The 12487-nt window shown below is 65.6% G+C and carries 15 protein-coding genes; 7 read left to right on the top strand and 8 right to left on the bottom strand.

From position 1 onward, the window contains the following. Nucleotides 1-267: 267 nt before the first annotated feature. The 6 genes from ACOHX0_RS08310 (at nt 268) to ACOHX0_RS08285 (ending at nt 4670) form a co-directional block, all read left to right on the top strand. Nucleotides 268-939 carry an SH3 domain-containing protein gene (locus ACOHX0_RS08310; protein ID WP_420676215.1) on the top strand — a complete coding sequence of 224 codons (672 nt, stop codon included), beginning with the start codon at nt 268-270 and terminating at the stop codon, nt 937-939. A gap of 57 nt (nt 940-996) precedes the next feature. Continuing rightward, entirely contained in the window at nt 997-1827 is an 831-nt protein-coding gene (locus tag ACOHX0_RS08305; protein WP_420676214.1) for an SDR family NAD(P)-dependent oxidoreductase, read from the top strand. A 99-nt stretch (nt 1828-1926) separates the two neighbouring features. Beyond that, entirely contained in the window at nt 1927-2130 is a 204-nt protein-coding gene (locus ACOHX0_RS08300; protein WP_420676213.1) for a twin transmembrane helix small protein, read from the top strand. A 6-nt stretch (nt 2131-2136) separates the two neighbouring features. Next, complete coding sequence (locus ACOHX0_RS08295) at nt 2137-2709, top strand: cob(I)yrinic acid a,c-diamide adenosyltransferase (protein ID WP_420676212.1); 573 nt, start codon at nt 2137-2139, stop codon at nt 2707-2709. A 276-nt stretch (nt 2710-2985) separates the two neighbouring features. Further along, nucleotides 2986-3744: an electron transfer flavoprotein subunit beta/FixA family protein gene (locus ACOHX0_RS08290; protein WP_420676211.1), complete on the top strand. Its 759-nt coding sequence runs from the start codon at nt 2986-2988 to the stop codon at nt 3742-3744. Beyond that, complete coding sequence (locus ACOHX0_RS08285) at nt 3744-4670, top strand: electron transfer flavoprotein subunit alpha/FixB family protein (RefSeq protein WP_420676210.1); 927 nt, start codon at nt 3744-3746, stop codon at nt 4668-4670. Before ACOHX0_RS08290 ends, ACOHX0_RS08285 begins: the two co-directional genes overlap by 1 nt. 110 nt (nt 4671-4780) lie before the next feature. On the opposite strand, the gene ACOHX0_RS08280 is transcribed toward ACOHX0_RS08285, so the two are convergent. Beyond that, the gene (locus tag ACOHX0_RS08280; RefSeq protein ID WP_420676209.1) at nt 4781-5605 is read right to left on the bottom strand and encodes a DUF6473 family protein; all 825 of its coding nucleotides are present in this window, start codon (nt 5603-5605) and stop codon (nt 4781-4783) included. A gap of 154 nt (nt 5606-5759) precedes the next feature. On the opposite strand from ACOHX0_RS08280, the gene ACOHX0_RS08275 reads away from it, so the two are divergent. Beyond that, complete coding sequence (locus tag ACOHX0_RS08275) at nt 5760-6635, top strand: 3-hydroxybutyryl-CoA dehydrogenase (RefSeq protein ID WP_420676208.1); 876 nt, start codon at nt 5760-5762, stop codon at nt 6633-6635. Between the two features lie 218 nt (nt 6636-6853). Here ACOHX0_RS08275 and ACOHX0_RS08270 read toward each other — a convergent pair whose 3' ends face one another. Genes ACOHX0_RS08270 through ACOHX0_RS08240 form a run of 7 tightly spaced genes read right to left on the bottom strand, consistent with a single transcriptional unit; the run spans nt 6854 to nt 12248 of the window. After that, on the bottom strand, nt 6854-7747 hold the full coding sequence (locus ACOHX0_RS08270) for a lysophospholipid acyltransferase family protein (protein WP_420676207.1): 894 nt from the start codon (nt 7745-7747) through the stop codon (nt 6854-6856). Nucleotides 7748-7780: 33 nt separating this feature from the next. Then, nucleotides 7781-8050, bottom strand: a complete 270-nt coding sequence (locus ACOHX0_RS08265; RefSeq protein ID WP_420676206.1) for an HPr family phosphocarrier protein — start codon at nt 8048-8050, stop codon at nt 7781-7783. After that, on the bottom strand, nt 8051-8458 hold the full coding sequence (locus ACOHX0_RS08260) for a PTS sugar transporter subunit IIA (protein WP_420676205.1): 408 nt from the start codon (nt 8456-8458) through the stop codon (nt 8051-8053). After that, nucleotides 8455-9348: an RNase adapter RapZ gene (gene rapZ, locus ACOHX0_RS08255; RefSeq protein ID WP_420676204.1), complete on the bottom strand. Its 894-nt coding sequence runs from the start codon at nt 9346-9348 to the stop codon at nt 8455-8457. The genes ACOHX0_RS08260 and rapZ overlap by 4 nt, the downstream gene beginning before the upstream one ends. Beyond that, the gene (locus tag ACOHX0_RS08250) at nt 9341-9790 is read right to left on the bottom strand and encodes an HPr kinase/phosphorylase (RefSeq protein ID WP_420676203.1); all 450 of its coding nucleotides are present in this window, start codon (nt 9788-9790) and stop codon (nt 9341-9343) included. Before ACOHX0_RS08250 ends, rapZ begins: the two co-directional genes overlap by 8 nt. A 3-nt stretch (nt 9791-9793) precedes the next feature. Then, nucleotides 9794-11494, bottom strand: coding sequence for a sensor N-terminal transmembrane domain-containing protein (locus ACOHX0_RS08245; protein WP_420676202.1), 1701 nt, complete (start codon nt 11492-11494; stop codon nt 9794-9796). 49 nt (nt 11495-11543) lie between these two features. Beyond that, entirely contained in the window at nt 11544-12248 is a 705-nt protein-coding gene (locus ACOHX0_RS08240) for a response regulator transcription factor (RefSeq protein WP_420676201.1), read from the bottom strand. Between the last annotated feature and the right edge of the window lie 239 nt (nt 12249-12487).

Genomic DNA, 12487 nt, shown 5'->3' with positions numbered 1-12487 from the left:
GCGTGATACTGTCCGCGTTGAAATTGGTAAAGCGGGCGCGCGCGAAATTCGCACAAGCCCGTCCGGCGCCCGCGCGCCTTGGCGCGCAACGCGCAAAAGCCGCGCCGGGCGGGCACGAAGCGTGGTTTCCCCTCACCGCAATCGCACTAATTTAACCGCAAGGCGGAACAATACAGCAGGCCTGTGCGTAGGGTATCCAGCAGGGCGCATCGCTAGCGCCTTTGAATTTGCAGGTTTTTTTCAGCTGTTCCGTGGGGGGTTAGTGTAATGCCGCGTCTTGTGATCGCATCGTTTCTTATTCTGGGCTGGACTTTCTACGAAATGAGCGGGGGCGCGGATTTCGAGCCGCGGCAAGGCCCGTCCGCTGCGGTGGATATTGCCAAGACCGCGTTTTCCCATGATCCGGATCCGGCGCCGGTCGGCCGCACTCAGGTTAACGCAGATTCGCTGGTGACCCGTGTCGCGCTGACAGACAGCGCCCCCGTTCGCCCCGCCGCCGATCCGGGGTTGCGCAGCCAGGTGGCCCGCCGCCAGATCGCCGCGGCAGGCCCCGCCATTGCCCGCAGCAGCACCGCCTTCCCGCCAGCGGGAGAGCAGCAGGCCATGGTGCAGCTGGCCTCGCTCGATGCCGGGCTGTCCGGGCTGCAACCGGTGAAAGCCTCCGCCACGGCAGACGATGCCGTGCTTGAAGCCCAGCCTGAACCGCAGGACGCCGCAATGGAGCAGGCTGACACCAGCCCTGCCGAAGACGTCCGCCAGATCACTGCCACCCGCGTCAACATGCGTCTTGGGCCGGGCACCAATTACCCGGTGCTGTCCCAGCTCAACCGCGGCGACGAAGTTGTGGTCTTTGAGAACGATGGCCGCGGCTGGCTGCACCTGCGGGTGCCGTCCCAGGGCCAGGTCGGCTGGATTGCCGCTTCCCTGGTCAGCGATTAAGCCCCATAAGTCTGCGCGAGGCCCGGTTGCCGGGCCGCCGCAGCACAAGGGCGCTTCATGCAGAAAACCATCCTGATTACCGGCTGTTCTTCCGGCATCGGCCTGGACGCGGCCCGGGGCATGCGGGAGCGCGGCTGGAAAGTCTTTGCCTCCTGCCGCCAGCAGCGCGACTGCGACCGGATGCGCGCCGAGGGCTTTCACAGCCCGCGCATTGACTATACCGACCCCAGCAGCATCGAAACGGGCCTCGCGGAGGTACTGGAGGCCACCGGCGGCACTCTCGACGTGTTGTTCAACAACGGCGCCCACGGGCTGCCCGGCGCGGTGGAAGACCTGCCAACCGCGGCGCTGCGCACCATTTTCGAGGCAAATTTCTTCGGCTGGCACGAGCTCACCCGGCGGGTGATCCCGGTGATGCGGGCGCAGGGGCATGGGCGGATCGTGCAGAACTCCTCGATCCTCGGTTTGGTCTCCTTCCCTTGGCGCGGCGCCTATGTGGCCACCAAATACGCGCTGGAAGGGCTGACCGACACTCTGCGGGTAGAGCTGCGCGGCAGCGGCATCCACCTGGTTCTGATCGAGCCCGGCCCGGTCACCTCAAAGATCCGGGAAAAATCCATCCCCTATTTTGAACGCTTCGTCGACTGGAAAGCCTCACCCCTGCGTGCACGCTACGAAGCAGGGCTGCTCGACCGGCTCTACCACAGCAGCGGCCCGGACCGTTTCGAGCTGCCCGCCGCCGCCGTTACCGCCAAGCTGGCCCGCGCCTGCGAATCCCGCAGGCCCCGGCCGCGCTACTATGTGACCACGCCCACCCATATCGCGGGTGCGTTGCGCCGCCTGCTCAGCACGCGGGCAATTGACCGCATCCTGGCCCGGCTGCAATAGCGCGATTCCCGGTCGCATCCGCGCGCCCGGCAGGCTACACGCCAACCTGCAAACCAGCCCGCCACGCCAGCCTGGCTTGGGAGACACTTGGGGGACACGATGACCGATCCGTTATACTACATCGCCGTGCTTGCGGTCCTTGCCACCATTGCCGTTCTGGTGATCGGCATCGGCGGCTTCGGCAAGGGCGGCACGTTCAACCAGAAATACGCGAACAAGATGATGCGGTTGCGCATCCTGCTCCAATTCATTGCAGTGGTGCTGATCCTGGCCTACATCTACCTTCGCAGCCAGGGAGGATAAGGCGCCATGGTGGTCCTGAACAAGATCTACACGCGCACCGGCGACAAGGGCGACACCGCGCTTGGCAATGGCGAGCGGGTCGCCAAGCATTCGGCCCGGGTCAGCGCTTATGGCACCGCGGACGAGCTAAATGCCTTTGTCGGCGCGGCCCGGCTGGAGGCGGAAGCTGAAATGGACGCAGCCCTTGCCCGCGTTCAGAACGACCTCTTCGATCTCGGCGCCGACCTCTGCCGCCCGGACATGGAGAAGGACGCCAAAGCCGACTACCCGCCGCTGCGCATCGCCGCCGCCCAGGTGGACCGGCTCGAGGGCGAGATCGACGCGATGAACAAGGGGCTGGAGCCCCTGCGCAGCTTCATCCTGCCGGGAGGCTCGCGGCTCTCGGCCCAGCTGCACATCTGCCGCACTGTGGCGCGCCGTGCCGAGCGTCTGGCGACCGAGCTTAGCACCATCGAGGACGTGAACCCGGCCACGGTGAAATACCTGAACCGGCTCAGCGACTGGTTCTTTGTCGCCGCCCGCACCGCCAACAACGGCGGCAAGGACGACGTGCTTTGGGTGCCTGGCGCCAACCGCTGAACCCGCCGCGCCCTGCCCGGCGCCGATTCGCGCCGGACCTCTCCTGCCCGGTTTTTCCCCTTGCAGCGTCCGCCGCCGGCAGTGCCATGCGGCTGATTTACGCTGGGAAACATTCTTGCAAAGATGTGGGTCCAAAGCTGCAAACGCGACGTCGGCGTGCGCTAACGTGACGATTTTGCCCTGTTGCAGCGCCACCCCAGCCGGTATCAACGCAGCGAGAGCATGGAGGAGAGTCGCCTTCGGGCGGCTTGCCGTTTGTTAAGGAGAGAACGCAAAATGAAGGTACTCGTGCCTGTCAAACGCGTGATTGACTACAACGTGAAGGTCCGCGTGAAAGCGGACGGCAGCGGTGTCGATCTCGCCAACGTCAAGATGTCGATGAACCCTTTCGACGAAATTGCCGTCGAAGAGGCGATCCGCCTGAAGGAGGCCGGCAAGGCCGATGAGGTGATCGCGGTGTCGATCGGCGTCAAGCAAGCGCAGGAAACCCTGCGCACCGCGCTGGCGATGGGCGCCGACCGCGCCATCCTGGTGGTGGCCGCTGACGACGTGCATCAGGACATCGAGCCGCTGGCGGTGGCCAAGATCCTCGCCAAGGTGGTCGAGGAAGAGCAGCCGGGCCTGGTGCTCTGCGGCAAGCAGGCGATCGACAACGACATGAACGCCACCGGCCAGATGCTGTCCGCCCTCTTGGGCTGGAGCCAGGCAACCTTCGCCTCTGACGTGGAGATCGACGGTGAGAATGCCAAGGTCACCCGCGAGGTCGACGGCGGCCTGCAGACCATCAGCGTGAAGATGCCCGCCATCATCTCGGTCGACCTGCGCCTCAACGAGCCGCGCTATGCGTCGCTGCCGAACATCATGAAGGCAAAGAAGAAACCGCTCGACGAGAAGACCGCCGCCGACTACGGCGTCGACGCCGCGCCGCGCCTGACGGTGGTTGAGACCAAGGAGCCCGAAGCGCGCTCCGCCGGCATCGTGGTCGGCTCGGTGGACGAGCTGGTGGCGAAACTCAAAGAAGCGGGGGCTGTGTGATGGCTGTTCTTCTCCTTGCCGAAGTGACCAATGGCGAGCTGGCGCTGGACGCCACCGCCAAGGCGGTGACCGCCGCCAAATCCCTGGGTGACGTGACCGTACTGGCCGCAGGCGCTTCCGCCGCCGCTGCCGGTGAAGCCGCCGCCAAGATCGACGGCGTTGCCAAGGTGCTGGTTGCCGAGGACGCAAGCCTCGGCCACCGACTGGCGGAGCCCACCGCGGCGCTGATCGCCGCGCTGGCCTCGGACTACAGCCACGTGGTGGCGCCCGCGACCACCGACGCCAAGAACATCCTGCCCCGGGTTGCGGCTCTGCTGGACGTGATGGTGCTGTCGGACGTGACTGCGGTGGTCGACGCCGACACCTTCGAGCGCCCGATCTACGCGGGCAACGCGATCCAGGTGGTGAAGTCGTCGGACGCCAAGAAGGTGATCACCTTCCGCACCTCCACCTTCGACGCGGCTGGCGACGGCGGTTCCGCTTCGGTCGAGACTATTTCGGCGGCCGAGAACCCTGGCCTGTCGTCCTGGGTCGAGGACAAGGTGGCCGCAAGCGACCGCCCCGAGCTGACCTCGGCCGGGGTGGTTGTCTCCGGCGGCCGCGGCGTCGGCTCCGAAGAGGACTTCAAGCTGATCGAGGCACTTGCCGACAAGCTGGGTGCCGCCGTTGGCGCCTCGCGCGCGGCGGTCGATTCAGGCTATGCGCCGAACGACTGGCAGGTCGGCCAGACCGGCAAGGTTGTCGCCCCCGATCTCTACATCGCCGTCGGCATCTCGGGCGCGATCCAGCACCTGGCGGGCATGAAGGACTCCAAGATCATCGTCGCGATCAACAAGGACGAAGAGGCGCCGATTTTCCAGGTCGCCGACTATGGCCTGGTTGCCGACTTGTTCCAGGCGGTGCCGGAGCTGACCGAAAAGCTCTGATCCCAGGAGCAAAACGCAAAACGCGAAGGCCCGCCATCTGGCGGGCCTTTTGCCTTGGGCGGGGGGGAAGCGTCCGAAAGCCGCCCGCTGCCCTGCACGGCCACCCCGCGCTAGGCGTCGGCCAGCGTGCCGCGCAGCCGCTCCGACAGCGCCCCGGCGATACGGGCATGTTCCCGCGGGCCGATCATATGGCGCGCGGCCGGCAGCTCCATTTGGCCAAATCCCATGCCAGCGGTGTCCTTGGCGCTGCCGGCAGGTGCGGCATGGCACTCCAGCAGACCTCGCACCTTCGGCCGCAGCGCATCCGCCATCGCCCGGTCCACCATCACCGGCTCCTCCGGGAACTCCGTGGTGCGGCCCAGATCATAGCGCAGCCACAGCAGCAGCACCCGGCCCCCGAGCACTTCGACCAGGCGGCTCATCCGCTCGACCCAGCTGCGCTGCAACTCCTCCCGCACCTGTTCGAACCGCCCGGCGGAGATGTCCCGAAGGGTGCTGAGCAGGTGCTTGTTGAAATGAAATTCGGTGAAGTCGACCTCCGGATAGAGCGTTTCCAACGCCGGCTGGGCCTGCAGGAAGCGGTCGTTTCTGCGCGGATGCACCCGGTAATAGGGGTTCGACATGTTCTGAGCCCCCAGCATCTGCAGGACCGAAACCCGGGCTGCCCTGGCAATGTCCAGAAGGGTTTCGTCACGCAGGAAACTGTCCAGCCCGGCGTTCACGCTGCCAAGATTGATACAGGGCACGCCCAGCGTCTGCTCCGCACCTGCGGTGAAGGGAATGTCAACATATCTGCCGTAGACTTCGGTGCCGCCCAGGACGGCTATATAGGGCTGGCTCAGATCCCGTTCGGGACCGCGTACCAGCAATCTGGATTCGCCATATCTGCACGGCTCACCCCAAAGCGCCCCCGCGCTTTTGAGTTCGTAGCTCATAGTACCCACCAATATTTCACCCGAGACTCACCCTGAACGTGAATGATTGCAAATTCCCTAAAGCTAGAATTTGCCTCAAATCCGCCTTTGCCGCCCTTGTGCCTGCCCGTGCGCCGCCAGTAAGATCGCGGCAAATGTTTCGGGAGCGTTAGGAATGGAAATTCAGAAAATCGGCGTGATCGGGGCCGGGCAAATGGGCAATGGCATAGCCCATGTGATGGCGCTCGCCGGATATGACGTGGTGCTCACCGATGTCAGCCAGCAGGCGCTGGACGGCGCGCTGAGCCACATCCACAAAAACATGGCCCGCCAAGCCAGCCGCGGCAAGATAGCCGAGGAGGAAGTACAGTCGGCACTGGCCCGGATCACCCCGACCCTGACGCTGGCCGACGCCGGCGCCTGCGACCTGGTGATCGAAGCCGCGACCGAACGCGAGACCGTGAAACAGGCGATCTTCGAGGACCTGCTGCCGCATCTGCAGCCGCATACGATCCTGACTTCGAACACGTCCTCCATCTCGATCACCCGGCTGGCCAGCCGCACCGACCGGCCGGAACGCTTCATGGGGTTTCACTTCATGAATCCGGTGCCGGTGATGCAGCTGGTCGAGCTGATCCGCGGTATCGCCACCGATGAGCAGACCTTCCAGGCCTGCCAGAAAGTGGTGGAGCGGCTCGGCAAGACCGCAGCCAGCGCCGAAGATTTCCCGGCCTTCATCGTCAACCGCATTCTGATGCCGATGATCAACGAGGCGGTCTATACGCTCTACGAAGGGGTGGGTTCGGTCAAGTCCATCGACGAGTCGATGAAACTGGGCGCCAACCACCCGATGGGGCCGCTGGAGCTGGCCGACTTTATCGGGCTGGACACCTGCCTGGCGATCATGAACGTGCTGCACGACGGGCTGGCCGATACAAAGTACCGGCCCTGCCCGCTGTTGACCAAATATGTCGAGGCAGGCTGGCTGGGGCGCAAGACCCAGCGCGGATTCTACGACTACCGCGGCGAGACACCGGTGCCGACGCGTTGAGCCGGCAGCGGTGACGGAGGGGGCGCTGCCCCCTCGGCCCGAAGGGCCTCCCCCCGGGGTGCTTCCGGCCAGAAAGTGACTCTAGCATCAAATCTGAATGTGGTCGGGCCTGCAGCGGCCGGACGTCTGGCGCAGGGGGCGAAGCGGCATAGCGGCCGCTGCCCCTCTTGCATGCCGGGAAATTTGCAGCAGGGGCAAGGGGCGCGGGGGGGGCGTTTTCAGTTGTCTTTGCCGAGCGCCAAAGTGTGCTCGCGCAGCCAGGCCATGAAGCCGCGCGGGTCGCTGTGCAGGCGCTCCATCTGCGCGTCCGTGAGCGGCTTGCCCACCACCGGTTTCTGCGGCTTGTTGCAGGAGCGCACAATTTCATGCAGCAGCAGCCCCTGGCGCAGAACCGGCGAGATCCGGCAGGCGATCTGGTACCAGCGCGAGTTGTGGCCGGGGAAATAAATCGGCACAACCCGGGCGCCGGAGCGGCGGATCAGCTGGGCGGTGAAGACGTTCCATTCGCGCTCTTCGGCGGGGCCGAACCAGCTGTCCGAAGACATCACAACGCCCGAGGGGAACAGCGCCACCGCGCCGCCCGCCTTCAGATGCGCCATCGCCTTGCCGCGCATCTCCACCATCTTGCGCTGCGCTTCCGGGTCATGCGGGAAGGGCACCGGGATCATGAAGGAGGTCGCCGCCTCGTCCAGGCCAGTCAGAACCGAGCGGGTCAGGATACGGTAGTCGAGCCGCCGCCGCCCGATCAGATCGGCGAAGATCATGCCGTCGACCATGCCGTGGGGATGGTTGGCAACAATCACCACCGGACCGTCGGCCGGGATGTTCTCGATTTGCGCCTGCGGGGTCTGCAGCTCGATGCCCATGATGTTGAGCGCGCCGCGCCAGAACTTCTGCCCGCGGTACCGCGCATTCTGGCGCTCGAACTTGCTGACCATGCGCAGGATGCTGATCTTGCCGGTGCACCATTCGATCGCCTTGATCGCCAGCGCGGTCCAGCGGTCGTCAAAGGAATTGGCGTAGGTCAGGGTGCGGCGGTCGTAGATCTCGCCGGTATCCGCCCGTGCGTCCGGCGCCAGGCCGGTGTTGCTGTCATGTGCGGTGTCCGCCACTGTGCCCATCCCGTTCCGCTGCCGGCCCGGCCTCTAATAGCCTTCGCCGAACTTGTCGGCCACCAGCGTTTCCAGCGCATGCGCAAGCGCGTCAGCGTCCGGCCCCGACGTCTCGACGTCAATAGTCGTTCCTTTCGAGGCTGCCAACATCAAAAGCCCCATGATGCTGTCGCCGGAGGCGGAGATGCCGTCCCTCATCACTTCGGCTGAAGCGTCAAAGCCTTCGACGACCTCCACAAGCTTGGCCGACGCGCGGGCGTGGAGCCCCTTTTCGTTGATTATTTTCAGCGTTTTCACAGCCATTTAATGTGCCTGCTCCCCATCAGGGTTGACGTTTTGCGCATTGATGTACTTGCGCCCGGCCTCCATCGCCTGCCGCACTGCATCGGCAACCGGCAGATGGCGGGATTTTGCCAGTTTGATCAGCATCGGCAGGTTGGCCCCGTAAAGGATGCGCCGGTCGGCGGGGGCACAGGCCTTGAGGCTCAGATTCGAGGGCGAGCCGCCGAACAGATCGGTCACCAGCACGACACCGTCGCCGCTGTCCACTTCGTTGGCGGCGATGCAGATTTCGTCCTGCTTGTTGTCGCGGTTGTCCTCCGGGCCGATGGAGATGGCCACCAGGCAGGGCTGCGGACCCACGACGTGTTCCACAGCGGCGAGATATTCCTTCGCCAGCCCTCCATGCGCAACGATGACAATTCCGATCAACCCGGCCTCTTACCTGTTTGCTGGCCCTGCAGCTCGCGGTGTCTAATTGACACCTGCTGGCCCTCCTCCGCAAGGGCCTTGGCCAGGGTTTCTGCCAGCATCACGGACCGGTGCTGGCCGCCGGTGCAGCCGAAGGCGATTGAGAAATGCGACTTCCCCTCGGCCTTGTAGGCGGGCAAAAGGAAGCGGGTCAGGTCCAGCACCCGGGCGAAGAAATCGCCGAAGCGGGGATCGCTGCGCACATGCGCCTGCACCGTGGCATCGCGCCCGTCCAGGGCGCGCAGGTCCGGCTGCCAGTAGGGGTTTGACAGGAAGCGGCAGTCAAACACCATATCGGTGCCATGCGGGATACCGCGCTTGTAGGAGAAGCTCTGCACAGAAACCGCCAGGGCGCGGCCGCCGGGGGCGAACCAACGCTCGATCTCGGCCTTGAGCTGGTGCACGTTCATCTGCGAGGTGTCGAGCAGCAGGTCGGCGCGGTTGCGGATCGGCGCCATCAGGTCGAGCTCGCGGCGCACCCCTTCGCCCGGCGATTCCGCGGGCGCGAGCGGGTGGCGGCGGCGGGTCTCGGAGAAGCGGCGCAAGAGCACGTCGGGCTGGGCGTCGAGGTAGAGCACGGTAAGCTCGGCTTCGCGGCGGCCCGCCAGCATGCCGATCACGTCCAGCAGCGCGGGCGGCGAGAAATCCCGGTTGCGGCTGTCGAGCCCCAGGGCCAGCGGCCGCGGCGGGCTGGGCGCAGCCTCGATCAGGCCGGGCAGCAGGCGCAGCGGCAGATTGTCAATCGCCTCGAAGCCGAGGTCTTCGAGCACGTTGATCGCCGTGGTGCGCCCGGCGCCGGAGGGGCCGGTGACCAGCACCAGCGGCACGGTTTTCTGGTTTGCGTCAGGCATCGGGTCCGGCATCCGGGTCAAGGGCTCCGCATTTCAGATACTGCAGCAGGGCCGGTGCGAAATGGGCGCCTTCCGCCCGCCGCAGCCGGATCAGCCGCACCCCCAATATAAGCGTTGTTTGCTGCACTGGAAGACGTGCGTCCTCAACGTCATCCAGATCCACCAGCGCCGCCACCGGCACCGGGCCGCAGGCGGCGGCCCGCAACAGGCCGACGCCGCGCGCCTCGATCAGTCCCTTGGTGGCCGAAGGCGCGCGCGCGGCAAGCTGGCCGTCCCTCGCCTCCAGCAGCACCCGGTCATCGGCCACCAGCGCGGCGCCATATGCCATCAGCTCCAGCGCCAGGGCCGATTTACCGCTGCCGGAGGCCCCGGCGATCAGGAGCCCCCGCCCCCCCAGCGCCACGCAGGAGGCGTGCAGGCAGAGGCTTTCGGGGGCGTGCATCGCTCAAACCGGCAGGCCGACGACAAAACGCGCGCCCAGCGGTTCGGAGGTGACATCAGCCTCGGTCGGGCGGATGTTCTCGGCCCAGATCACGCCGCCATGCGCCTCCACGATCTGCTTGGAGATCGCCAGGCCAAGGCCCGAGTTATTGCCGAAATGCTCGGCCGGGCGCTGCGAGTAGAAGCGTTTGAAGATCTTCGACAGGGCCTGGTCTGGGATCCCCGGGCCGGTGTCCTCGACCACCACCAGCACCCGGTTGGCGCGGCGCCGGGCCCAGACCCGGATCGCGTCGCCCTCCTCGCAGAAGGAGATCGCGTTGGTGATCAGATTGACGAAGACCTGCGCCAGCCGGGCCTCCAGCCCCTGGATCATCACCGGCTGACGCGGCAGGTCGGTGATGTAGTCGATGCCCTTGGAGCGGGCATCCTCGCCCAGGTACTGGTTCAGGTTGCCGAGCATGGTGAGGAGATCGAATTCCTCTTCCTCTTCCTTGACCAGCTCGGCGTCCAGCCGCGAGGCATTGGAAATATCGCTGACCAGCCGGTCCAGGCGGCGCACGTCATGTTCGATCACGTCCATCAGTTTCTCCCGCTGGTCGTCCCGCTTGACCATGCGCAGCGTGCCGACGGCGGACTGCAGGCTGGCAAGCGGATTCTTGATCTCATGCGCCACGTCGGCGGCGAATTGTTCGTTGCTGTCGATCCGGGTGTAGAGCGCCTTGACCATGCCGCGCAGCGCCCGGCTGAGGCGGCCGATTTCGTCCGGGCGGGCGGAAAGATCGGGGATGCGCACCCGGCCCGGGTTTGATTGGCGGCTGTTGCGGTCGCGGCCCAGCTCGGCGGCTTCCGCCAGGTCGGCAAGCGGATTGGCGATGGTGGAGGCCAGCACCAGGCTGAGCCCAACCGAAACCAGCAGCGCCACCACAAACATCTGCAGCACCCGCTCGCGCTCGCCGCGCACCAGAGTGTCGATCTCGCCGGTGGGCGAGGTCAGTGCCACCACGCCCAGCGCGCGGCCGTTGTGCACGATCGGGGTGGCGGCGGAGAATACCGTGCCGCCGCTGGTGTCGACTGCGGCTTCGATGCCGGTGCCGCCGCTGACGGCGCGTTCGACCAGACCGCGCAACCGGTCCTCCATCGGCACCGCGCCGCCTTCGGCCGGGCTGCTGCCCGCGCCGGGCCACAAGGCCGACAGCCCGTCGCTGATCAGGGTGCGCCCGCGGCGGTTTTCGTTAAGCGAATTGAGCGCGTCGCCGCGGCTGACGCCCTTGGCCTGAGAGATCAGATTGCCGGAGGTGTCAAAGACAAAAGCCTCCACCCCGCCGCGCAGGCTGAGCCCGGCCAGGGTCCGGGCCGGGTCGATGCCGTCGCCGGCGGCGAGGCTGACAGTGCCGGAGGACGGCAGCTCGGCCTCGAAGACATCGGCTACCAGCATTGCCTCGGACACCAGGGCGCCGGCGCGCTGCGCCACCAGGCTCTGGCGCGAGGAATTGAGGTAGAGAATGCCCGCCACCAGGATGGTGAGCGCGATCAGGTTGAAGGTGATGATCTTGCGGGTGAGCGGCGAGCCCTTCAGCGACAGCAGGCCGCGGCGGGCGCGCTTGACCTGCATCTCCTGCACCACGGCCGGATCGGGGGAGACCCAATCCTCCCCGAGGACGACGCCGCCTGCGGGCCGCTGCTCTGTCATACTGGTATCGCGCATTCGCGCCTGCTCCCTCCGGCGGCGCACCGCCGGCCACCCGTCAAACTCGTCACTCTTCGTTGTAGCGGTAGCCGATCCCGTAGAGGGTTTCGATTGCCGCGAACTCCGGGTCTGCGCTGCGCATCTTCTTGCGCAGGCGCTTGATGTGGCTGTCGATGGTGCGATCGTCCACATAGACCTGGTCATCATAGGCCACATCCATCAGCTGGTCGCGGCTCTTCACGAATCCGGGCCGCTGCGCCAGCGCCTGCAGCAGCAGGAATTCGGTGACGGTCAGCGACACGTCCTGACCCTTCCAGCCGACCGAATGGCGCAGCGGGTCCATGCGCAGGTTGCCCCGCTCCATCACCTTGGCTTCTGGGCTGGCGGTGCCGGCCGCATCGCCGCTGATCGCGTCCTGGCGGCGCAGCAGCGCGCGGATGCGCTCCACCAGCAGGCGCTGGGAAAAAGGCTTCTTTACGTAGTCGTCCGCGCCCATGCGCAGGCCAAGGACTTCGTCGATCTCGTCGTCCTTGGAGGTGAGGAAAATCACCGGCATCTGGGACTTCTGGCGCAGCCGCTGCAACAGATCCATGCCGTCCATGCGCGGCATCTTGATGTCGAGCACCGCCATGTCCGGCAGTTTCTTGTTGAAAGCGTCCAGCGCCGCCTGACCGTCGTTATAGGTTTCGACCTCGAACCCTTCCGCCTCCAGCGTCATCGACACCGAAGTCAGAATGTTCCTGTCATCGTCCACTAAAGCAATCTTTGACATCGCAGTTGCCCCTAATCTGCTCAACCCCGGTATTTTTTAACCTTCATCGCCCGTCCGCAGCCCCGAATCAATCCCCATAAGCGAATCGCCCAGCCCTCTGGGACCGATTGCAGCAAAAATACCTTAGCATCTGCTGAACGCAGGCAGGCGCGGCGGCGGGCGGAAAATGGTTGCGCTAAACATTCCCGTGGTGGCGCTAACCTGTGGAAAGCAACCTGTTCACCCCCCAAATCGTCATG

It is taken from the genome of Cribrihabitans pelagius (assembly GCF_048820915.1).
GTDB lineage: Bacteria > Pseudomonadota > Alphaproteobacteria > Rhodobacterales > Rhodobacteraceae > Cribrihabitans_A > Cribrihabitans_A pelagius.
The sequence above is the reverse complement of the archived record's forward strand: the minus strand, read 5'-3'. Positions and strand labels throughout refer to the sequence as shown.